The 22,218-nt window shown below is 64.8% G+C and carries 21 protein-coding genes and 1 pseudogene; 9 read left to right on the forward strand and 13 right to left on the reverse strand.

All coding sequences use genetic code 11. The features are described 5' to 3' along the window. Nucleotides 1–58: 58 nt before the first annotated feature. Together C486_RS18590 and C486_RS18595 are read right to left on the reverse strand one after the other, a co-directional pair. Nucleotides 59–3,502: a PAS domain S-box protein gene (locus C486_RS18590; protein ID WP_008458981.1), complete on the reverse strand. Its 3,444-nt coding sequence runs from the start codon at nucleotides 3,500–3,502 to the stop codon at nucleotides 59–61. A 59-nt stretch (nucleotides 3,503–3,561) separates the two neighbouring features. Further along, entirely contained in the window at nucleotides 3,562–4,014 is a 453-nt protein-coding gene (locus tag C486_RS18595; RefSeq protein WP_008458983.1) for a hypothetical protein, read from the reverse strand. A gap of 139 nt (nucleotides 4,015–4,153) precedes the next feature. On the opposite strand from C486_RS18595, the gene C486_RS18600 reads away from it, so the two are divergent. Next, the gene (locus tag C486_RS18600) at nucleotides 4,154–4,675 is read left to right on the forward strand and encodes a hypothetical protein (protein ID WP_049888360.1); all 522 of its coding nucleotides are present in this window, start codon (nucleotides 4,154–4,156) and stop codon (nucleotides 4,673–4,675) included. A 66-nt stretch (nucleotides 4,676–4,741) separates the two neighbouring features. Here C486_RS18600 and C486_RS18605 read toward each other — a convergent pair whose 3' ends face one another. Further along, the gene (locus C486_RS18605; protein WP_008458987.1) at nucleotides 4,742–5,554 is read right to left on the reverse strand and encodes a mechanosensitive ion channel family protein; all 813 of its coding nucleotides are present in this window, start codon (nucleotides 5,552–5,554) and stop codon (nucleotides 4,742–4,744) included. 721 nt (nucleotides 5,555–6,275) lie between these two features. Between C486_RS18605 and C486_RS18615 the strand changes: the two genes are divergently transcribed. Beyond that, complete coding sequence (locus C486_RS18615; protein WP_008458991.1) at nucleotides 6,276–7,046, forward strand: creatininase family protein; 771 nt, start codon at nucleotides 6,276–6,278, stop codon at nucleotides 7,044–7,046. Nucleotides 7,047–7,112: 66 nt separating this feature from the next. After that, entirely contained in the window at nucleotides 7,113–7,538 is a 426-nt protein-coding gene (locus C486_RS18620; protein ID WP_006186726.1) for a CopG family ribbon-helix-helix protein, read from the forward strand. A 116-nt stretch (nucleotides 7,539–7,654) separates the two neighbouring features. Here C486_RS18620 and C486_RS18625 read toward each other — a convergent pair whose 3' ends face one another. Further along, on the reverse strand, nucleotides 7,655–8,806 hold the full coding sequence (locus C486_RS18625) for a YhjD/YihY/BrkB family envelope integrity protein (protein ID WP_008458993.1): 1,152 nt from the start codon (nucleotides 8,804–8,806) through the stop codon (nucleotides 7,655–7,657). 55 nt (nucleotides 8,807–8,861) lie between these two features. After that, nucleotides 8,862–9,833, reverse strand: coding sequence for a carbohydrate kinase family protein (locus C486_RS18630; RefSeq protein ID WP_008458995.1), 972 nt, complete (start codon nucleotides 9,831–9,833; stop codon nucleotides 8,862–8,864). 114 nt (nucleotides 9,834–9,947) lie between these two features. Between C486_RS18630 and C486_RS18635 the strand changes: the two genes are divergently transcribed. Then, on the forward strand, nucleotides 9,948–11,093 hold the full coding sequence (locus tag C486_RS18635) for a hypothetical protein (protein ID WP_008458998.1): 1,146 nt from the start codon (nucleotides 9,948–9,950) through the stop codon (nucleotides 11,091–11,093). 42 nt (nucleotides 11,094–11,135) lie between these two features. On the opposite strand, the gene C486_RS18640 is transcribed toward C486_RS18635, so the two are convergent. After that, a complete protein-coding gene (locus C486_RS18640; protein WP_008459000.1) occupies nucleotides 11,136–12,605 on the reverse strand; it encodes an aldehyde dehydrogenase family protein in 1,470 nt (489 codons plus the stop codon). A gap of 205 nt (nucleotides 12,606–12,810) precedes the next feature. Here C486_RS18640 and dpsA point away from each other — a divergent pair, with 205 nt between their 5' ends. Beyond that, entirely contained in the window at nucleotides 12,811–13,356 is a 546-nt protein-coding gene (dpsA, locus tag C486_RS18645; protein WP_008459001.1) for a DNA starvation/stationary phase protection protein DpsA, read from the forward strand. 135 nt (nucleotides 13,357–13,491) lie between these two features. On the opposite strand, the gene C486_RS21845 is transcribed toward dpsA, so the two are convergent. Continuing rightward, nucleotides 13,492–13,659, reverse strand: coding sequence for a hypothetical protein (locus C486_RS21845; RefSeq protein WP_008459003.1), 168 nt, complete (start codon nucleotides 13,657–13,659; stop codon nucleotides 13,492–13,494). Between the two features lie 238 nt (nucleotides 13,660–13,897). Here C486_RS21845 and C486_RS18650 point away from each other — a divergent pair, with 238 nt between their 5' ends. Further along, entirely contained in the window at nucleotides 13,898–14,221 is a 324-nt protein-coding gene (locus C486_RS18650; RefSeq protein ID WP_008459004.1) for a hypothetical protein, read from the forward strand. Between the two features lie 56 nt (nucleotides 14,222–14,277). Next, on the forward strand, nucleotides 14,278–14,811 hold the full coding sequence (locus C486_RS18655) for a macro domain-containing protein (protein WP_008459007.1): 534 nt from the start codon (nucleotides 14,278–14,280) through the stop codon (nucleotides 14,809–14,811). Nucleotides 14,812–14,856: 45 nt separating this feature from the next. On the opposite strand, the gene C486_RS22635 is transcribed toward C486_RS18655, so the two are convergent. The 4 genes from C486_RS22635 to C486_RS18670 form a co-directional block, all read right to left on the reverse strand. After that, on the reverse strand, nucleotides 14,857–14,988 hold the full coding sequence (locus C486_RS22635; RefSeq protein ID WP_275039798.1) for a hypothetical protein: 132 nt from the start codon (nucleotides 14,986–14,988) through the stop codon (nucleotides 14,857–14,859). A gap of 266 nt (nucleotides 14,989–15,254) precedes the next feature. Beyond that, nucleotides 15,255–16,250, reverse strand: a complete 996-nt coding sequence (purM, locus tag C486_RS18660; RefSeq protein WP_008459008.1) for a phosphoribosylformylglycinamidine cyclo-ligase — start codon at nucleotides 16,248–16,250, stop codon at nucleotides 15,255–15,257. A gap of 88 nt (nucleotides 16,251–16,338) precedes the next feature. Then, the gene (locus tag C486_RS18665) at nucleotides 16,339–16,971 is read right to left on the reverse strand and encodes a metalloprotease (RefSeq protein WP_008459010.1); all 633 of its coding nucleotides are present in this window, start codon (nucleotides 16,969–16,971) and stop codon (nucleotides 16,339–16,341) included. Then, a complete protein-coding gene (locus C486_RS18670) occupies nucleotides 16,968–18,737 on the reverse strand; it encodes a TraB/GumN family protein (RefSeq protein WP_008459012.1) in 1,770 nt (589 codons plus the stop codon). The genes C486_RS18665 and C486_RS18670 overlap by 4 nt, the downstream gene beginning before the upstream one ends. A 153-nt stretch (nucleotides 18,738–18,890) precedes the next feature. On the opposite strand from C486_RS18670, the gene C486_RS18675 reads away from it, so the two are divergent. Together C486_RS18675 and C486_RS18680 are read left to right on the forward strand one after the other, a co-directional pair. Then, on the forward strand, nucleotides 18,891–19,340 hold the full coding sequence (locus tag C486_RS18675; RefSeq protein ID WP_006186713.1) for an acyl-CoA thioesterase: 450 nt from the start codon (nucleotides 18,891–18,893) through the stop codon (nucleotides 19,338–19,340). Between the two features lie 268 nt (nucleotides 19,341–19,608). Then, nucleotides 19,609–19,959, forward strand: a complete 351-nt coding sequence (locus C486_RS18680; protein ID WP_008459014.1) for a winged helix-turn-helix transcriptional regulator — start codon at nucleotides 19,609–19,611, stop codon at nucleotides 19,957–19,959. Nucleotides 19,960–20,728: 769 nt separating this feature from the next. Here the strand turns inward: C486_RS18680 and C486_RS20670 are convergent. Further along, a pseudogene (locus tag C486_RS20670) lies at nucleotides 20,729–21,587 on the reverse strand (IS630 family transposase); the annotation flags it as partial. 181 nt (nucleotides 21,588–21,768) lie between these two features. Beyond that, complete coding sequence (locus C486_RS18690; RefSeq protein WP_008459019.1) at nucleotides 21,769–22,215, reverse strand: UPF0179 family protein; 447 nt, start codon at nucleotides 22,213–22,215, stop codon at nucleotides 21,769–21,771. Between the last annotated feature and the right edge of the window lie 3 nt (nucleotides 22,216–22,218).

Here is a 22,218-nt window from a genome sequence, read left to right on the forward strand (position 1 = left end):
GGGACCGGATCGGGGATCGATGGGGCCGCTGGCCGGCCGCACCGACGACCGACGGCGGTCAGTCCGTCGCCGTGTCGGCGGCCGGGAGGGTAAACGAGAACGTCGAGCCCTCGCCGGGCGTGGAGTCGACCCACATCTCGCCGCCGTGGCGCTCGATGATCCGGTGACAGAGCGCGAGCCCGATGCCCGTACCCGCGTGTTCCTCGTGGCTGTGAAGGCGCTGGAACACCTGGAAGATCCGGTCTTGCTCCTCGGCGTCGATCCCGATCCCCTCGTCGTGGACCGAAATCTCCCACTTCCATCCGGTCCGCTCGGCGCTGACGTGCACCCGCGGCGGCTCGTCCCCGCTGTACTCGATCGCGTTCGAGAGCAGGTTCTGGAGCACTTGTCGGAGTTGGCTCGCATCGCCCGCGACGCGAGGCAGGGGGTCCGTCGTGATCTCGGCGTCCCGTTCGTCGATACGGACCTGGAGGTCCTCGCGAACGTCCGCCAGCACCGCATCGAGAGCGACCGGTTCCAACGGCTCGCCCTTCGTCTCCACCCGAGAGTACTGGAGGAGGCCGTCGATCATCTCACGCATGCGTTCGGCTCCGTCGACGGCGTAGTCGATGAACTCCCGGCCGTCCGCGTCGAGATCGTCGGCATAGCGCCCCTCGATCAACTGGAGGTAGCTGGTGATCATTCGCAGGGGCTCCTGTAAGTCATGCGAGGCGGCGTAGGCGAACTGTTCCAGACGCTCGTTCGACTCCTCGAGTTTGCGCCGGGAGGCCGTTCGTTCGGTGATATCCTGGATGACCAGCATTCCGGCGGTCACCTCGTCACCGGTCCGGACGGGAAGGGTGGTGGCACGGAGGTCCCGACCGCGATAGGTCACCTCGAAGGTGCGCTCGTTGCCGTCGAGAGCGGCCCGGAAATGCGGTTCGACCTCGGCGAGTAGCTCGTCGGAATAGCGCTCGTGGATCGTCTGGCCGAGCGCGCCCTCGCGATCGAGCCCGATCTCGCCGAGGAGTTGACCGCCGGCGGCGGTGTACCGCAGTTCGTCGTCGAAGAGGGCGACGACGCCGTTCGGGAAGTTCTCGGCGAGGGTGCGGTAGCGCTGTTCGCTCGCCTCGAGCCGGCGCTGTCGTTCCTGTCGCTCCGTGACATCCCGAACGACGCCGATCCGTTCGGGACCAGCGTCCGCGGTCGCGATCGACGTCACTGTCGCCTCCACCGGGACCTGGGTGCCGGATTTCGTCTCGACCGACGCCTCGATGGTCGGATCATCGCTCTCGGCGGCGATTCGCTGGGCGAGGGTCATCACCTGTTCGTCGGCGACGAGCGAGGCGTGGCTGCCGAGTAACTCGTCGCGATCGTACCCGGTGAGGTCGGCGTACGCCTCGTTGACCATCGAAAACCGGTCGTTTTCGTCGAGGACGTAAATCCCGTCTTCGATGGTCTCGATGATCCGTTCGTACTGCTCGAGGTGACGCTCGCGTCGTTTCCGGTCCGTGATGTCCTGGAAGTACACCGATAGTCCCGTCTCGGAGGGGTAGGTCCTGATCTCCATCCAGATGTCGAGCGAGTCGGAGTACCGCTGCCACGAGACGGGTTGCTGTGTCTCCATGGCCGTCTGATAGCGCTCGAGGAGATCGGACCTCGCGCCGCCGGGGAACGTCTCCCAGATGTTCTCGCCGACCAGGGCCGCCGGATCGTACCCCAGCAGTTCCCCGGCGCGGTCGTTGACGTGCGTAAACCGCCAGTCGTCGTCGAGCGCGTAGAACGCGTCCGAGACGCGCCCGAGGATCTCGCTCAGTTCGGTCTCGAGTTCGTGCTTACGACGCTGGAGGCGGCGCTCGTGCTCTTTGAGTGCGGTAATATCCTCGCCGGCCGAAATAACTCGCTCGAGGTCCCCGTCGGTCCCGAACACGGGGACGGCGGTGACGGAGAACCACAGCGAATCGCCCGTTGGCCCCTCGATCATGAGTTCCTCGTCGAAGACCGGCTCGCCGGTCTCCCTGACGCGCGCCGACGGGCCGCGGTCGGGGACGACCGGGTCGCCGTCGGCGTCGACGACGGTCCCTTCGGCGAGCAGTTCCGTCTCCCCAAGCGGCCCACGGTCGCCGAGTCCGAGCGCCGTCTGTGCGTGTCGGTTCGCCAATACGGTCTCGCCGTCGGCGTCCTCGACCGAAATGGCGACCGGCGTGGTCCGGAGGATCGTTTCGGTCTGGGACCGCTCGCGCTCGAGGGACCGCTCGTGGCTGATCCGATCGACGGTCGCCTCGAGACTCGACGCGGCGACTTTCACGAGCGACCGGTCGCCCTCGTCGAACGCGTCGGCGGTTTCGGACCCGATGACGACGACGCCGTGGTCCCCGATCGGGAGTCCGATCGCGCTCCGAATCGGCACCGCGGGGTCGTCGACCTCGACGGGCACGTCGTCGACCACCGGTTCGCCGGAGTCGAAGACGCGCCGGGCGATCTCCGCTCCCGCCGCGAACGTCGGGCGTTCGTCGAACGGGGTCGTTTCGGGCTCCGACCAGGCGACCGGCTCGAGGGTCGTCCCCGAAGCGTCGGAGAGGAACACACCGTTGAAATCCGGATCCAGGATCTCGGAGAGATGATGGCAGGCCTGTTCGGCGACGGCCTCGCGCGTCCCGGTCCCCAGCCACTCGCGGACGGCCTCGGTTAGCTGTCTGAGCTGGGCGGCCCGCCGGTGCTGTTCGGTCACGTCGTAGTAGAGTTCGACCCTGCCGCCCGCGTACGGACCCGATGAGATCGGTTTGCTCCGGTGCTCGAGCCAGCGCTCCTCGCGGCCGTCGCCGGGTGTAATTCGACACTCGAAGCGCTCGGTGTTGCCGTTGTCGTCGTAGGTCGCCTCGAGGACATCGGCGAACGCGTCGGGATCGCCGACCCGGTCGCGGATCGTTTCGTCGATCACGGTCGCCTTGTCACGGCCGACCACGTCCGCCGCGTCGAGCCCGAAGTATCGCTCGGTAGCCGCGTTGATCCACGCGACGTCGAACGCCTCGTCGAGCACGAAGACGCCGACGTCGGCCTCCTCGAGCACTGTCGTGATCGATTCGAACGGCTGCGGTCGGATCGATTCGGCGTCCGACGCCGCTCGAGGCCCGTCGTCGGGTTCGGTGACGACGCCGATCGAGCCCCGACGGCCGTCGCTGCCGGGGACCGTTCCGAGCCGTAGTTCGCAGGGAATCGCGGTGCCGTCGGCCGTCCGGACCGAGCCCTCGCGTTCGGTCACGCCGGTCGCGGACGCCGCCTCGAACGATTCACCGCCGGAGTCACCGAGGAGGACCGTGACGTGCTCGCCGGAGAGCGCGTCGCGGGTATGGCCCGTCAACTCCAGGAGCGTGTCGTCGACGCCGACGATGCGATCGGCCGCGTCGAGCTGGAACACCCCGCCCGCAACCGTCTCGACGACCGTCCGGTACCACTGCTGTGCCGCCGGCTCGTCACCGTCGCCCCAGGGGGCCGACACCGCCGGCTCCGCCTGTTCGGTCATTGAACGTAGGAGGCCGCTCGAACGGATAAGTCCAGCGCCGATTCCGCACTCGCGTGTGGCTACTCGTCGCCGCCGTCGGCGAGGACGCGCTCCTCGGGCGTCTGGCGGCCCGGGTGGATGCCGTACCAGGCGAACCCGTAGAGGACCGTCATCGACACCGCACAGAGGACGGTCGCGCCGGCGATCGACTCGAGCGCGAGGGAGACGGCCGGACCGGCGAACGCGTCGCCGACGGCGGCCGCCGATTCGCCGTCAGGGGCCGTCGCGAGCGCGTAGGGGAGGAAGGTCACGAACGCGAGCAGCCACCATCGCTTCGCGGTGCGTCGAAGCCGTGCCGTCCCATGCTCTCTGGCGGTGCTCGTGACGCCGGCGATGCCGAGGGCGATCAACACGAACGCCGGCAGCGTTCGAAGCGGGGAGTCAAAGAGGAGATTAACCGCGACACCGGTCGCGACGATCGCGACGAAACCGGTGAGGAGCGGACGCGAAGGATTGGACCCTGTACGAGGCATGCTGCCGTCGGGTAGCAACCTATTGTACAAAACTCTCGCGGACCGTCGACGGCCGGCGTCGCGCGTCTCGAGTGCCGGCCAGCATCGCGCCACAACAAAGGACGTATTACCGATGCCCGCAACTCGAACGTGAGAACGAATGAGGGAACGCGATCGACCTGTCCCCGTGGCGGCCCTCCGACGACGGGTCTCGGCCGCGGCTGATCGAGCGACTCACATCGCATCGGCAGTGCCTGGCGGCGGGACGGCGCGGCGACTGGGACGGCTCTGGCAGCGCCACGTTCGAGACCGGCCCGACCAGTATCAGGCGTCGATCACTTTCCCGACCGCGCCCGACCGGCCGACGGTCGGCGAGATCCACGACTGGATCGAAGCCCTCGAGTACGCGTTCGACGGCCGTCTCGACGTCTACGCCAGACGGGGGAGCGTCGCGGTCGAGACGGATCCGGTCTCGGCCGCCCTGTTCGACGAAGACGAGTTCGGCGCGATCTGCAAGCGGATCGAGAAGGGGTACGACGGCTCGCACGCGGTCGCCCACCTCCAAAAGTGGCGGCGAAACGACGGACGACTCGTGCGGGCCCACGTGATCGTGCCGGTCAAGCCGCTCTTCCCGCGCGGCGACGCCGACGGGCCGGACGCGGAGCGAGCCGCGGCCGACTGAGCGGCGCGAGGCCGACATCATCCTCGCAGCGTCACGGGCGGCCGTGATCGCGACCAGATCCCGAGGTTAGTCGTCGTCGCTCGGTCCGGGGCCGGGCTCCGAGCCGGGGTCGCGGTCGGTGCTCGAATTCGTTCCGGGTCGGTCACTGCTCCGGGAGCGGCCGGTCGCCGACTCCCCCTCGCTGGGCGTGACGTTGCTCGTTCGGTTCATCCACCTGTCGATGTTTTCGGCGACGTAGTCCTTGCCACCCCAGCCGAACGCGACGCCAGCGCCGATAGCGATGGCCGCACCGAGACCCCACGCGATCGCTCGGGCGAACACGTAGAGGATGCCGACATCGATCCCCATCGTGTCGAGCCCGATGACGATCGCCGTGAAGTAGAGGAACATCCGCGCGCCGTTGGCGAACCAGCTCGTGTAAGCGGTCTCGGTCGCCGCGCGGGTCCGCTCGATGGTATCGCCGATGAAGTCGGCGACGACGAACCCGAAGGTAATCACGAGCAGCCCCGCGACGAACGCCGGCAGGTACGAGACCGCCGTCGAGACCCACTGCGACAGCGTCGCGATCGCGAGCGCGTTCGCGGCCGCGAGGATCGCGAGACCGTAGACGAACCACTTCGCCAGCGTCCCGAAGGCGTTCGAAACCGCCCGCTCGGTGCCGCCGAGTATGCGACCGAGCGGCGTCTCGAGGACCATCCGATCGAGTTCGATGCCGTCGGCGAGCCGTCGGACCACGCCCGCTGCGACGCGGCCGATGACCCACCCGATCGCCAGGATGATCAACGCGCCGATCAGCCGCGGGAGGAACGTGACCAGTTCCGCGACGGGATCTTGCAGCCAGTCGGGCACCTGTGCCTGGGCAGGATACGGTGGTACCATACACGACGCCGGTTGGTATCGTCCGTGCTTTGTAATTGAGTCCGTATCGACCAGTCATGAAACCAACCGTTCTCGACCGGCCAACGCGGGTCGATTGAAGTGTCCGTTACGGGGAATTGTGCGACGGCCGTACCGTGACCGCTCGAGACGGGTTCCGAACGGACCGACGAGCGGGCTCGGCCTCGAGACCGAGACGAGCCTCGAGCCGGCGGGCGATAAACCCGTATTGTGTCCGGATCCGAAACCGCGTCGGTGACGGCGGGGAATCGGGTTCGAATCGCCGCCGTCGCCGGCTCGCCGAACGTGTCCAGTTTCACTCATGGGACGCAGTGTGGTGTCGAACGCGGACAGGACGCGGTAGGTTCGACCGCTCGCGTTCGACGGAGGGGTGTGGAGCCGTGGTTCGCTCTCGACGGGATCACAGCGGGGCGAGAACGCGGAATCGTGTTCGAACCGTCGAACTTTCGCCCGGCCTCGGACACGCTGTCGAACCCCGTGCAGTGTGTCCGGTTGTCGACGGACCGCCGGTCGGGACCCCCGGATCAGTGTGATGGCTACTCGATCCGGTAAAACGGTATTACCGGGTAGCGTCTCGTCGGTCCGACGCCGGCCGGGACGAGCGGGTGCGACCGGTGTCGGCGCTGTCGCCGCGGTCGCGTATCGACTGTGCGCCGCGCGCGTCGGCACTACGCTATTGATGCTCCGCATACGAGGGATGGCCATGTATCTCGGCGACGAGGCATGGCCGGACCTCGAGACGTACTTCGAATCGGAATCGCTCGCGCTCGTGCCGCTCGGATCGACGGAACAGCACGGGCCACATCTGCCGGAGGCGACCGATCATCTGATCGCGGAGGCGTTCGCGCACGAGGCGGCCGACCGAACGGGCTTTCTCCGTACCCCGACGATCGACATCGGCGTCAGCGGTCACCACCGCCAGTTCCACGGGACGATGTGGGTCGACCCACCGGCGTTCAGGGAGTACGTGGCGTCGCTGACGCGGAACCTCACCGCTCACGGCATCGATCGGGTGATCTACGTGAACGCTCACGGCGGGAACGTGCCGCATCTCCGGGAGGTGGGGGCACAGCTCCGGCAGGACGAGGTCGCGTACGCCATCGAGTGGATGTGGAACGACTCGATTCCGACCCTCGTCGACGATCTCTTCGAGCAGAACGGCCCCCACGGCGGGCCGAAAGAGACCTCGATGATTCAGTATCTCGAACCGGACCTCGTCCACGACGACCGGCTCGAGGAGGCCAGGGAGACCGGAGTCCCGAGCGTCGAGGCGGCGGAGACGGTCAAACACGGCTCGCGGACGTTCTACGATGCGGCCGACAACACCGCCAACGGCGTCCTGGGCGATCAGACGGACGCCTCGGCCGAGAAAGGCGAGCGACTGTTCGAGGCCGCGAGCGATCAACTCGTCCGGCTCTGTGAGTGGCTCGCCGCCCAGCCGTTCGAGGCCCTACTGCCCGCGGATCACGTCTAGATCAGCGGGCCGACCCGCGCCGACGATGATGATAATCCTTAATAGATACTGCTGTTACCTTGTTATATGGCAGTCGTCAGCGTCTCGATGCCGGACGAACTCCTCGCGCGGCTCGACCAGTTCGCCGAGGAGCACGGCTATACCGGTCGGAGCGAAGTCGTCAGGGAAGCATCGCGGAACCTGCTCGGGGAGTTCGAGGACACCCGACTCGAGGAGCGGGACCTGATGGGGATCGTCACCGTGTTGTTCGACTACGAGACCACCAGCGTCGAGGAGCGGATGATGCACCTGCGCCACGAACACGAACACCTCGTCGCCTCGAACTTCCACAGCCACGTCGGCGATCACTACTGTATGGAACTGTTCGTCCTCGAAGGCGAACTCGAGGATATCTCGGCGTTCGTCGGCAAGATCAGGGCGACCAAGGACGCGTTGACAGTCGATTACTCCGTCATTCCGGTCGATAGTTTCGATCCGCTCGCACAGGGATAGCGCCGCCGTGTGACGGAGCCAGTGTCGCCCGCGTTCACTCCTCGAAGACACAGTGGCTGTCTCGCTTACCGATCCGTTCGATCGTCCCGCCGCTTCCCATCGGACAGCCGAACGCGCTACTCGTGTCGCTCCTTGACGACGCCGACGTTTAGCGTCCGCACCCGTACGATCGCGCCGCGCAACCGGCGTCCCCACGGCGACCCCTCGCGGGCCGCGAGTTCGCGGCGGAGCCGCTCGGTTTCGGCCTCGAGGTCGCGGTTCGTCGCTTCCAGATGCTCGACCCGGTCGTCGAGGGCGGCGACCCGATCCTCGAGTCGGTAGCGGCGCGCCCGCTCGGCGTCGCGATCGTTCCGGAGCTGATCGCGTTCGCGCTGGAGGGTGTCGAGTCGCGCCGCGAGTCGCTCGCGTTCGCGCCGATCCGCATCGACGAAGGGGTCGCGATCCGGGTCCGCAGGAATGCCCGCGAGCGTGTCGGATTCGATATCGATGTGTCCCGAGCGGGTGGCGTTGACGACGGCTCCGACGAGCAGTATGAGGCCGCCGAAGTACAACCAGGTCACCAGGAGGAGGATCGCACCGATCGGTCCCGCCGACTCCGAACTGCTCGAGAGGGCGACGTAGACCTGAAAGAGCGACTGTAGCGCCGCCCAGCCGATGGCGGCGACGAGGACCCCCGGCAGTACCTCGCGGACTGAAACGTCGACATCGGGGAAGAAGTAATACATCGGCAGGAAGGCGATCGTCAGCCCGACGACAAGCACCAGCGGGTTCACAAGTCCGACGACGAGATTGGTCGGGAAGAACGCGAAGACGATGCTGGTCGCCCCGGTCGCCGCGAGCGCGACCCCGATCGCCCCGAAGACGACGGCCCCGTCGCGGACCTGATCGACCAACGAGTTGTCCTCGGTCGACGCGTAGATTTCCGAGAACGCGGTGTCGAGTCCCCGAAAGATCTTCAACGACCCCCAAAAGAGGACGAGGAGGCCGATGATCGACGTTCCGGCGTTCCCGGTCGACCCCTCGATTCCGTCCTCGAGAACGATGCGGCCGCTCTCGGGGAGGAAGCCTTCGGTCGCCGACGACACCTGTTGGGCGAGCCCCTCGCCGCCGAGAACCGAGACGAGAAAGAAGACCAACACGAGCAGCGGAAGCAGCGAGATGAAGGCCTGATACGCGATGCCGGCTGCCATGAACGTCACGTTCTTCTCCTGTATCCCCGCCACCACCGCGTTCGCGAACGACGGCACACCACGGTCCGTGCGACCCATACGTACTGTCCGTTGCAGGTCCTGATAGCGCTCCGGCTTGCAACCACACGGCCCGTCAGTCGCTGTCAGACTCCCGTTCGAGCAGTGTAGTCGCCGCCTCACGGGTCGGGAGCGCCGCCATCGCGCCTGCGTCGGTCGTCGCCGTCGCCGCGACGGCGTTCGCGAACGCGACCACGGCTGCGAGTCCGCGGCCGTCCCGCAGGGCGGTGATCGCTCCGGCGACGAAGGCGTCACCGGCACCCGTCGTATCGACCGTCTCGACCGCAACGCCGGGCCGATCGACCGCGGCTGCGGGCCAGGGTGCATCGTCGGCCGCGACCGCGACGGCACCCTCCGCGCCGCGCGTGACGAAGACCGTGTGCGGCCCGCCGGCATCGATCGCCCGTCGAGCGCTTGCCAGTGGGGTCTCGCCGCCGACTCCGAGCGCCTCGAGTTCGGCGACCGTCGCGAAACAGACGTCGACGTGTGCGAGCGCATCGCCGACCACGCGCGCGAACGTCTCGTCGTCGGCCCACAGTTCGGGCCGGACGTTGGGATCGAACGAGACCGTACAGCCCGCGGCCGCGGCCCGCTCGAGCACGTCCAGCGTCGCCTCGCGCGCCGGCCCGCTCGACAGCGTCACGCCGCCGGCGTGGACCCATTCGCAGTCCGCGAGGGTCGCGTCGTCGATCCGGCCGGGTTCGAGGCGCGTGTCCGCGGTCCCGTCCCGGTAGAAGGTAAACTCGCGGTCGCCGGTCTCGTCATGGGTGACGAACGCGAGGGTCGTCTTCGCGTCGGCGTCGCGTTCGACGAATTCGTCCGGGACGCCGTACTCGGCGAGGGCACCCTCGAGAAAGCGGCCGAACGGATCGTCGCCGACGCGGGTCCAGAACAGCGGCGGGGTCTCGAGTCTGGCGAGCGCGACGGCGACGTTCGCGGGCGCACCGCCGGGGCGGCGCTCGAACCCGTCTACGGTTTCGAGCGGGCCCGATCGCTCGGGCACCCAGTCGATGAGCGTTTCGCCGACGACGAGCACGTCGCGAGACATGGTCGATCCTCCCCCGGCAACGACGGTAGTTCTATCGACGATCTCCCGCTCGAGAGCGGTACCGATCAGGACAGTGAATTTATATCTTCGAGGTTTCAACCAGCAAGTAACAGTATGAATGACGTTTCGAGGCGCGAACTCCTCGCGACTACGGGAGCGGGAACGAGCGGGATCGTGCTTACTGCAGGCTGTCTCGATCAACTGTCCGAGAACGGTACCGACGGGACCGAGGACACCGACGAATCGAACGCCACGGACGATGAGACCGCGACCGGCATGTCGCCACTCGAGCGCTGGGTTCCCGCATCGGGCAGCGAGAACCTGCGCTTTCACGTCCGGGACCTCGCTGCGATCCGTCGGTCCGCGGACGATCTCCGCGCGGCCGTCGCCGAGGACGTGCCACGGTTGCCGACAGGCGACAGTCGCGAGATCGTCGAGAAGGTAGCAGACGACGACTCGGCGGTCGCGTCCGTTTGCAGGTTCGGGTCCGAAGGCGTCGCCGGGAACGTCGTCGTCACCGGGACATTTGATCCCGGCGCGGTCGACGCCGAACGCGAGTCGTCGATCGGCGAGTTCGCGGTTCTCGAGCGCGACGGCGTCTCGGCCGCCGTCTCCGCGGAGACGTTCGTCGTGAGCTCTGCCGACAGCGCAGCCCTCGAGACGATCCTGTCGGCGGGCGTCGAGGGAACGGATCGCCGCGTCGACGAGCACGACCACTTCGCGCAGTTGCTCGAGCGCGTCGGTGTCGACGAACGCGCGGTTCTGTGGGGCGAATACGAGGGCGACGCGGCGGGGACCGGTAGGGCGTATTCGTGGTCGTTCGGGGCCGACACGTCGACTTACAGGGCGGTGGCCGTCTACGCCGACCCTGAGCGGACGGCTGACTTCGAGGCGGGGATGACGGACCAGTTCGACGACGTGACGGTCACGGTCGACGGCAATGTCGGCGTGGCGACGCGGACCGTTCCGACCGAAGAATACGAATACCGTAATCTGTTCGCCAACTCTGGACCGGCGGTGAGAGCTGGGGCGTCCATCGAAGTCGATCAGTCGTCGCGGACCGTCACGGTCACGTATACCGCTAGCAGTAACGCCGACCGAATCGAAGTGCGCGCGGACGGCGAGACACGGGAAACCCTGACCGATGTCGGACAGCAGGCGACGCTCGAGTACGATGCCGGCGCGTCGGGGACCGTTCAGGTCGTCGCCGTCAGTGGCGACACCGAGACACAAGTAGCCAGGAAGTCGGTCTCGTTTTGATCGTCACCGCTCGAGCGACGGCGCTGCACCGAGTCGGTCGGGTTAGAGGATGATGCTCTTTTCGCGCATCATCGCGTGGATCGAGGCATCGAGGCCCTCGCGGCCGATCCCCGAGTCCTTGTTGCCGCCGAACGGAACGTCGCCCAGCCCGTGGCTCGGCGCGCCGTTGATCCGGACCGCGCCGGCGTCGACGCGCTCGGCCAGTCGCATCGCGCGTTTGTAGTCGTTCGTGAAGACCGCCGCGTCGAGCGCGAGATCGGAGCCGTTCGCGATCTCGAGGGCTTCGGCTTCGTCCTCGAAGGTCGTGATCGCGGCGATGGGGCCGAACTGTTCTTCGTCGACGATGCGGGCGTTGCGGGGGACGTTCGCGAGCAGCGTCGGCTCGAAGAACTGATCGGCGAGTTCGTCCGGAACACCGTCGGGGGCGCGTCGTTCGCCGCCGCGGACGATCTCCGCGCCCTTCTCGACGGCGTCTTCGACGAGCGTCTCGACCCAGTCGGCCTGCTCTTCGCTGATCAGCGGGCCGAGGGCGGTGTCGTCCGCGAAGAGGTCCCCGACCTGCCAGGCATCCATCTGTCCGTCGATCAGGTCGACGAGGTCGTCGTGAATCGATTCGTGGGCGAGCACGCGCGAAATCGCCGAGCAGCGCTGCCCGGCGTACTTGAACGACCCCTTCGCGCAGTTAGCCGCGACATCGGTGAGGTCGGCGTCGTCGAAGACGATCGCCGGGGCGTTGCCGCCGAGTTCCATGTGCAGGTTGACCATCCCGCTCTCCCGGGCAACGTGTTTGCCCGCGCCCGAGGAGCCGGTCATCGCGATCGCGTTGACGCGGTCGTCGCCCGAAAGGACGTCGCCGATCTCGCTGGCGTCGCCGGGGACGAAGTTGAACGCGCCGTCCGGAATGCCGTCGACGTCGGCGATGACGTCGGCGAGGATCGCCGCCGAGATGGGAGTCTTGCTGGCGGGCTTGAGCAGGACGCTGTTCCCGGCCGCGAGCGCGGGTGCGACTTGCAGCGCCGTCGTCGCTAGCGGATAGTTGTACGGCGTGATACACAGCACCGCGCCGATCGGTTCGTGTTTGACGATCGCCTGCCAGCCCTCGTGGCCGTCGGTCGAGCCCTCGCGGTACTCGCCTTTGCTGACGATTGTGCGGGCTTCCTCGGCTGCTCGATCGAAGCGTTCGGCGGCCTGGCCGACCTCGCCGCGAGCCGAGGAGATCGGTTTGCCGGCTTCCCGGACGATGACCTCGGCGATCTCTTCTTCGCGTTCGCGGAGTCGATCGGCGATCGTCTCACACCACTCGGCCCGCTCGACGACGGTCGTCTGGCGTAATTCGGGTTTGATCTCGTGGGCGGCAGCCAGTGCAGTGCGGGCCTCCGTCGGCCCTGCGGCGGCGACGTGTGCGAACGTCCCCCCCTCGGCGAGGTCAGAGACCGACAACTCGCCTTCGGTCTCGAGCCACTCGCCGTCGACGTAGATCCGCTCCCGCCGCTGTGCGATTCTCGTTGCCATACTAGTCCCTTGGGTCCCCTCATTGAAAATGTTTACTCAGGCTCGAAAAAACAAAGAGAATAGTGACGGTGTCGTCCGACAACACGTTCTCTGTGGTTGATACCCAAAATGATGGACGAATAGCAGAACTATTCTTTAGGCATACCAAAGAAAAGTTCTCGCATGGGAAGGTTTTAAGTGGAATGCGCGCGTATCGATGGATAGGATGAGCACCCAACAGACCGTCCGCCAATCGGCAGACAGCGTCGAGGAGAACGCGCTTCGCCTCGAGCAGGACAAGGCCGAGCAGATCGTCGACGCGCTGAACACGGAACTGGCCAACTCGTACGTCCTCTACCACCAGCTGAAGAAACACCACTGGGTCGTCGAGGGTGCGGAGTTCCTGCCCCTCCACGAGTTCCTGGAAGAGGCGTACGAACACGTCGAGGAAGGCGCTGACGAAATCGCCGAGCGCGCCCAGGCGCTCGGCGGCGTCCCGGTCTCCGGGCCGTCGAACCAGGAAGAGCGCGCGACCGTCGAGTTCGAGGGCGAAGACGTCTACGACGTCCGCACGATGTTCGAAAACGACCTCGAGATCTACGGCGACATCATCGAGTCGATGCGCGACAGCATCGAACTCGCGGAGAACCTCGGCGACCACGCGACCGCCGAGATCCTGCGCGATATCCTCGTCGAACTCGAGGAGGACGGCCACCACTTCGAGCACTACCTCGAGGACGACACCCTGGTGCTCGAGGAAGCGACTCACTGAGCACGTCGGCGAGCGGGTCCAAAACGGGCCCGTCGACGATCCAAGACGGCAGACAGTTTTTTGCCGAGCACGCGCGACGGCGTCGTTCGTGGTCGGAACCGATCGTGCACTCGCGGCCTACGAGTCCCGACGTAGTTACCGCTCGAGGTCGACGGTGTGATCGGTCGCGATCCACCCGTCGCTGTTGTTTCGTTCAGTAAAGACGGTCTTTCCGGGGCGGGTCTCGTGACTGCTTACGACCGCCGTCGGCTCCTCGAGTTCCTCGTCGAGTTCGGGCTCTTCCCTACGGGCGGGTACGTCCATCAGGTGGAGTTAGGCGAGCCTAATTCTAAAAAGGTTTTGGTCGACCTAAGACTCCGCGAGGCGGAGATACCACTGGCCGGACAAATGCTGTTGGCGTCCCTCGATTTCCCGTGGTCGCGATCGTTTACGGAGCCGACCGCTGCGCCGTCCGGTTTGCCACCTTTCGCCGTCCCGGCGTGCGAGAGCGGCCCATACGAATATAGCATCTTTTTTCGGGGCTCAGTGACATCGTTCCAGTATGAGTTCACACGAGAACCGGTCACAGGGGGCACTAGGCCGACACGGTCGGAGCCTGATCGCGTCCCTGTTCGGTGTCGAGCGGGGCCACGTCGAATCCCTCAGCTGGTCGCTCGGTAACCGCGTGACCGCCGACGCGGACGCGAATCAGCTCTTCCGATTCGCCCATCAGCGGTCCGCCCGCTCGGTGACTGCCTTCGAGGTAACCGACTACACCTGCGTCCTCCGGCTTCGCACGCCGGTCGGCCGCGAGAAGTTCTACGGGATCGCGAACGCCGATATCGAGGCCCGGCCGGTTCCGGACGACTGGGTCAGAACGAACTGAGCCGACGACATCAGCCGCCGGACAGCTTCATTGGCCTCGATCGGGAAGCGGCGCATATGGAGTACGACATCGTTCAGGGCGACATTGCTGCACAGTCCGCCGACGCGCTCGTCAACGCGGCCAATACCAGCCTTCGGATGGGGGCCGGCGTCGCCGGCGCGCTCCGCCGCGGTGCGGGCGAGGGGATCGCCGCGGAGGCGATGGCAACGGGGCCGATCGACCTCGGGGCGGTCGCGGTCACCGACGCCTACGATCTCGAGGCCGACCACGTCATCCACGCCGCAGCGATGCCCCATGCCGGCGAGGCGACGGCGGACAGCATTCGAGACGCGACGCGACACATGCTCGAGCGGGCGGACGAACTCGGTTGCGAGTCGCTCGTCCTCCCGGCGCTTGGCTGTGGGATCGCCGGCTTCGACCTCGCGGCGGGGGCCGAGATCATCGGCGCGGAACTCGAGCGGTACGAGCCCGAGACGCTCTCAACCGTCCAGTTGATCGCCTACAGCGACGAGGAGTACGATGTCCTTCGAGCGGCGGCCGGGAACGCCGAGGAGGCGACGCTATCCGAGGAGCGCAATCCGGATCGGTGAACGGAACCGACGGCACGAGCGGTCGACCGACAGCGAGCGGTCGCCTCAGACGACGAGTTCCCACGTGTGACCACAGCGGCCGCACTCGAACGTTCGGTTGATCTCCGGGCCCAGCAGTTCCCCGTCGACCTCGGTTCCGGTGTCCCCCTTGCAGTTCGGACAGCGTCTCCCTTTCATGCTCGAGCCGTGGCTGCTACCGGGAGTTCCCGATGCGAACCCCCCACCGCTACCGGATGCTGTGCTCCAGGTTCGCATGTTGTTCTCGTTTCGTCACACGATCGCTGCAACTGCACCTCGGTGTCCACCTGCTCGCACGACGGCGTTGCGATGGCTGACCGATCGGTTCAGTAGCGACTCTCTGTCGGTCCAATCCGACCGGACCGACGGTCTCGGTCGCCGTGCGGTCGGCTCCGTCTCGAGAAAGCACGGAGCATCGCTCGGGGTCAGGACAGCGAGAGCCCGCGGATCTCGACCGTCTCGCCCGCCGTGACGTGTCCGATGACCTGCCCGTCGGTCGCCGCGGCCAACTCCTCGGCACGGTCCTCGGGCAGCGCGACGACGAACCCAGTCCCCATGTTGAACGTCCGGTGCATCTCCGCGTCGGTCACGCTCCCCTCCGCCTGGACGAACTCGAAGATCGGCTGGGCCGGCAGCGGGTCATCGATGACGTACTCGTGATCGCCCATCCGCAGCAGGTTCGTCCATCCGCCGCCCGTGACGTGAGCCGCCGCGTGGACCTCGTGGTCGCGCAGCGACTCGAGCAGGGCCGTGTAGATCCGGGTCGGTCGCAGCAGTTCCTCGCCGATCGTTTTCTCCGGGTCCAGCGGGAACTCGTCCGTATAGTCGTGGTTCCGCGTCACCGCCTCGCGAGCGAGGGTCAACCCGTTCGAGTGGATCCCGTTCGATGGGAACCCGACGAGCGCGTCGCCGACCCGCGCGTCGCCGTCGAAAATGTCGTCTTTTTCGGCGAGTCCGACACAGGTGCCCGCAAGGTCGAACCCCTTCACGACCTCGGGCATGACCGCCGTCTCGCCGCCGAGCATGGTGAGATCGGCCTGCTCGAGTCCCACCGCGAGCCCCTCCCCGATCTGGTTGGTCAGCTCCTCGTCGGGGTCGTCGATCGCGAGGTAATCGACGAAGGCGACGGGTTCGACGCCCGCCGCGACGAGATCGTTGACGTTCATCGCGATGCAGTCGATCCCGATCGTCGAGAAGTCCCCGGTCGCTTCGGCGACCAGCAGTTTCGTCCCGACGCCGTCGGTCGCCAGCGCGAGATACCGGTCGCCGATGTCGAGCAGCCCCGCGTACTCGGTCCGCAGATCGCTGCCGAACGCCTCGAGCAGCGCTGCCGTCGCGTCCTCGCTGGCGTCGATATCGACGCCGGTCTCGGCGTAGGTGAGTCCCTCCGCGTTGCCTCTCTCGTCGTCCGTGTCGGTCATACTCGAAGCACCTCCCGGCGCGAGCAAAAGGTCACCGGTCCGTCCGGGACGCCCGCGGGACCGAAATGAGCGACCGCAGCGGCCGGCGTTACCTGAACGGGCCGACGAACACGATCACGTACGCCGCGAGCAGCACCGTCGGGACGAAGACGATGGCGAAGACCCCCTTGTGCCACTCGAGGACGGACTTCCCGTCCAGCGGGCCGAAGGGGATCATGTTGAACGCGGCCAGAACGAGGTTGATCCAGATCCCCATCTGGCCGATCGTCCCGAACGGCTCGGGGACGATCACCAACGGGAGGAACAGCAGCGCTAACAGGAGGTTCGTCACCGGGCCCGCGAGCGCGATCAGGCCGTTCTCGCGTTGGGTTACCCGCCCGCGGTGGTAGACGGCTCCGGGTGCGGCAAAGAGGAAGCCGACGAGCGCCATCATAATCGCCAAGAAGAGCATTTGATAGTCGGCCCGGAACTCGGCGATCTGGCCGTGTTCGATCGCGACCACCTTGTGTGCGATTTCGTGGAGGAGGAAGCCGACGCCGACGGTGACGAAACTCAGCCCGACCATCGTCAGAAAGTTGCTGACGCTGTCGCCGCGATGGACTGGCACGATCAACAGTGCGAATGCAATGCTGAGCGTGATCCAAGCAATGGCGAGATCTCGGATCTCGGTGTTGCTGAATGTCAGTTTCCGATTAGAGTTTCGGTCCACGCGGTAGCTCATAGCAGCCCCCAGAGTAGCTCGAGGCTATTTCGTGCACCCTCCAGTAACTGCCCCATGAGTGCGTCGACACCGCCGATATCGGGTGCTAGAAACTTCAACACGACGAAGGGAAACAACCCCGTCGCGATCATGCTTCCGATGTTCGTCAGCGCAACGATCATGATGAGTCGGAACAGTGGAACGCTGAACATGTCCTCGACGGCCTCACCCAGCGGCCGCTCGGTGTCGCCGACGATTTCGTTCAGCGTCTGAATGTCTCGGACGTTGACCGGCCGATGTCTGAGTTCGACGTAGCCAGCGAACCACCCCGGCGCGAGCAGCGGATTGATACTCGTCAGCCAGGCGACCGCGCCACCGACGCCCGCGCTGGTCCAGCGCGCGCCGGCCAGCCGCGCCAGCGTGAACGCGAAGATCCCGTTGAACAGGAACCAGGCCGCGAACAGCTTCAGCAGGAACACGTTCCTGGCTCCCGCCATGATCAGCAGGAAGAAGAATCCGAAGAACCCGACCATCACCAGATAACCGACGATCTTCAGCGGCGAGAACCGGCGACTCGAGGCGGTTCCGGAGAGCGACTCGAGCGTCGGGATCTCCTCGGGCTGTTGCAAGTGGCGTTCGATCCCGGCTTTGTGGCCGGCACCGACGACGGCGAGCACGTCGTACCCCTGTTCACGGAGTTCGTGGAGGTTGTGCGCGATGTACGCGTCCCGTTCGTCGATCAGGGCGTTCGCACCGCCCGGGCTGAACTGGCGGAACTCCTCCATCATCGCGTCGACGACGTTGCCGTCGGTCATCTCCTCGATGTCGACCTCCTCGATCTCCTCGACGTCACCACCGAGCCCATCGAGTGCGAATCCAAGGACGGCACCGAGCGTAACACCGACGCCGAGGCCGGCCAGCGTTCCGGCCGTGCCCCGCACCGCATAGACGCCGGCGCTTTCGACGGTTGCAGCCGAGAACGGCCCGACGAAGGTTCCGGTTGCGATCAGCGTGAGACAGCCACCGATACCGAGTGCAATCCCCGCGAGGATCCGCGTCGAAAACCCGGAGAGATAGCCGCCGGTGTATCGGCCGGCGGACTCGAGGGAGGGGAAAAAGAGGAGGCCGACGAACGCGCCGCCGAGCGTACCGAGTGCGCCGCCGCCGATATACTGGAGGATCGTAGGATCGGTGAGCCCGACTAACAGGAGGTCGCCGACGCCGAGCAGCGGGGCGAGAAAGGCGGCGACGAGAAAGCCGAGCAACGTGCCGGTGACGGCACCCACGGTGAGCCCGAGCGTGCGGGGGTCGGTGATTCCGAGCGCGAGCCCGCCGACCATCTTCAGTTTCTCCAGGAACGATAGTCGGCTCCAGAATCGCTGGATCGTTACCTGAATGTCCCGATCGACCAGGGCAACGCCGCTGCCGTTCGTTTCGGCGGCCTCGATGGCGGCCCGCATGTCGGCACCGGGTTCGATGTCGAACTGATCGCCGAGCCGCGACTGGACGTACGATAGCATCCAGTAGGCCAGAAACTGGAAGACGGTGTTGCCGGAGAGGAGATCCCCCGCTTCGATGTCGTCCGGCGTCCCGCCCTGCATCTGGCGGTAACGCCCTTCGTCGAGTTCGACCGCAACGACGTCCGGGTCCTCTCGGGCGACCGTCTCGCGGACCTCGTCGACACTCGCCTGCGAGACGTGTGCCGTGCCGAGGACCTCGACGGAGCCGCCGTCGCCGTCGGGTGGTGCTGGCGGCTCCGGCACGTCGGCCTCGCCTGCATCGCTCATTATACCCCCCAACTCGGCGGCGACTTTTACCAGTATCGGACCGGGAAGGAATGTCAAATACCGAGACAGTATCGCCGTCGAGCCAGCGGGGCCGTCAGTCGACGCCGACCGGTGAAAGCAAGACTGATTGGTGCCGTCGGGTAAGACGGGTCAATGACGGCCCTACGGGAGACGGTTATCGAGAACCGCGAGATGGTCCAGCCGAACCACGCCAACATGCTCGACGTGGCCCACGGCGGCAACGTGATGAAGTGGATGGACGAAGTGGGCGCGATGAGCGCGATGCGGTTTGCCGGCGAGATGTGTGTCACCGCGCGGGTCAATCAGATGAACTTCGAGCGGCCGATCCCCGTCGGCGACACGGCGTACATCACCGCCTACGTGTACGATGCGGGCACCTCGAGCGTGAAAGTCCGTCTGATCGCCGAGCGGGAGAACCTCCAGACCCACGAGCGCGAGCGGACCACCGAATCGTATTTCGTCTACGTCGCGATCGACGAGGACAACACCCCGACGACGGTGCCCGAGTTGACCGTCGACACCGAGGAGGGTGAACGGCTTCGACGGGAGGCGCTCGCGGACGACCTGGGGCGGGCCGACTGATCGATTCGACGCAGGCGTCACAAGCATTACCATCGGAAACCGCGGACAACAGTGTGTCATCCGACGCGGATCGGCGTTTTCACTGCGGTGCTGTCGCCGCTGGCTGGCGTCCGGTTTCGGTCCTGTTTTTGTCTCGAGCCCCGCTATAGTGGCCGGTCCACGACTGGGATCGGCTCGAGTCCTGCCGAACGCCGCTAACACGATGTTATCCGGTTCGGATGAGAACTACTATACCGGTTCACGAAGTAGGGAGTACATAGACCGACAGATGTCCTCTCCGCAAGCGAAAGCCCGCGAACAACACGACGACGCCTGTCCCGTCATCGCCTCCCTCGAGCAGATCGGCTCCAAGTGGCGGCTGGCGGTACTCCACGAACTGCTGGACGGCGAACAGCGGTTTAACGAACTCAAGCGATCGACCGACGCGAACGCCCGCACCCTCTCGCGCGTGCTCGACGACCTCGGCGAGATGGGGTTCGTCGAACGCCGCATCGAGGAGGACGCTCCCATCGCGACCTACTACAGCCTCACCGACAAGGGCGAGTCCCTCGAGCCGGTCTTCGGCGAAATCGAGTGCTGGGCGGGAAGCTGGCTCGAAGAAAGCGCGCTCGAGGTCTGAGAGACGGCCATACCGCTCGGTGAACTACCGGGAATGGATCGGACAGCTCTGGTGAATCGCTGTACGGCGTGTAACGGCCGAGATGACTGCAGGGTGGGATCGTGGATATTACGTAATCAAAACTACTAGGAGTGGGCGGGAAACGTTGTACACTCGTGATGAAGGACAAACATTTGATCTTGATGTTGATGTCACTCCATTGAACGACAGATAGAAGTAGGATCGAAAACACCGTTTTATATGAATCGAAGAAGAACAATCAAAAAAATAAGTTCGATATCAGTATGCTCTCTTTTCGGTGGATGCGGTTATTTTGATCAGAGTTCCGTATCTATTGTAATAATGAATAGATCAGGCGAGGAGATCAGTCTGCAGATATCACTATCTCATGAAGGAGGAGAAGTTTATTCGAACAATTATAGTTTAGAACCCGGTAGTGAAATACGCGAAAATAGTATTGCCACTGGAAGACGTTATACTGTAACTGCAACTGTAAATGAGTCCGAGTGGTACACGCATACATTAGAAATGCAAGGATGTGAGGAACAGCTGCTTACAGTCAGTATTCTCAGAGATAAATCCGTAGATTTCGGGAATAACGTCTGTAGTTGATTTGGTTTTGGTGAATCGCTGGACGGCGGAGATCTTCGGTGAGAAACTACGCTGCTTGAGGCGTCATACTGGGATGATTTGACTGTGACGTAGAAGATTTCGGCAGTGACGAAGCAGATAGACGCTCTCACAATGCCTCAGAACACTATAGTAAGCGTTAGAAATAATTGCCCACTTTTGGAATCGAAAAGTTGGTCTAGAGCGGTATCGATCGCGGTGGTTAGTTGCTCAAGCGAGTCAAAGAATCGGTTGCTGAGAGCGTTTTGGAGTTGTCGCCAGCACTCTTCGACCGGATTGAGTTGCGGCGAATACGACGGTAACGTGACGAAGGCGAGGTCGTCACGGGCCGCCAGGTCCGTGACGGCCGACGCCTGGAAATACGGCGCACCATCTAGCACGACGATCAAGTCTTCTCTGAATTCGTTGCATAACGCGAGAATGAAATGTTTCGTGTGATCGGCGGTAACGTACTCGGTGAATCGTGAAAAGAAGCACCCGCCGTCTTCGGTGATCGCGCCGAGCAGACACGTCCAGTCGCGTTGACCGGAGAGTTCGACGCTCGACCGCGTGCCGCGTGGTTTCCGCGCGGCACGCGACCGAGCGGGACGGATTTCTTGGTTTGGTCGATGCAGACTATTTTGACGTCCATCTCCGATCGCTTTTTTGATCTCGTCGTAGAATCCCTCTTGGTCGGATTCTTCGGCTTTGGCGGCTCTACGGCGTTGTTTTTGATAGCTTAGTCCAGCTTCTTTGAGCAACCGCCGACAACTCGGGTAGGAGTACTCGACATCGTAGATATCTTCAAGAAACTCCTGGACGAGCGCCGGCGTCCACGCCGGCGCGTCAATCCCGACCTCTTCGGGCGGTTGGTGAACGGTTTGCTCGAATTCTTTTTGCTGCGATTCTGAGAGTTTTCGTTTTCTTCCGGATCTATGAGCATCAGATACAGCTTGCTCAAGCGGTTCGTCCGTATCAAGTCGCATCAGCCAGCTGTAGATTGTTCTTCGACAGAAATCTCGTCGAGATGGTCCATTAACTACAGCAACAATCTCTGAGCGGAAGATTCTAACGGTTACTATAGAACCCGGAGCTGTATGGCGATTCACCAGAGCCGATCGGACGGAATTTCTCACTGCAGAACAGGGAAGTACCCGACCAGCGGCCGTGCCGGAGCGAGCGTAGAGCGTGCGGTTCCCGTTAGCTCTCGGTCTCGAGTTCGACCAACTCGAGCGACCGATCGAGGTGACAGACCTCGTGTGGCGGCTCGCCGATGATCTCGGCGATGCGGTACTCCTCGTCGAACGAGACGCCGTCGGGCTCGCAGTACTCGTGGCTCGGGCACTCGACGTAGGGGCAGGGGCCGGGGAGGCTCGTCTTGCTGCCGGCGAAGGCACCCTTCGACGTGATGTTCGCGCGCGTCGCGGCTGGCTCGACTTCGACGGCGCGGACCCCGCCGGCGTGCATGGCACACTCGAGGGTTTGGGCGTTCTCCCGGACGGACGTGACGCGGTACTTCGTGCCCGGTTGGAGGTTGAGACACTGGCTGCGATAGGGACAGCCGGTACAGGCGTCGGCTTCCCCTTCGTAGACGAACTCGGTTCCTGGCTCGGCCAGCCGGGAGCCGATGAGCGTAACAGTCGACATGGG

This window comes from Natrinema gari JCM 14663 (assembly GCF_000337175.1).
Taxonomy (GTDB): domain Archaea; phylum Halobacteriota; class Halobacteria; order Halobacteriales; family Natrialbaceae; genus Natrinema; species Natrinema gari.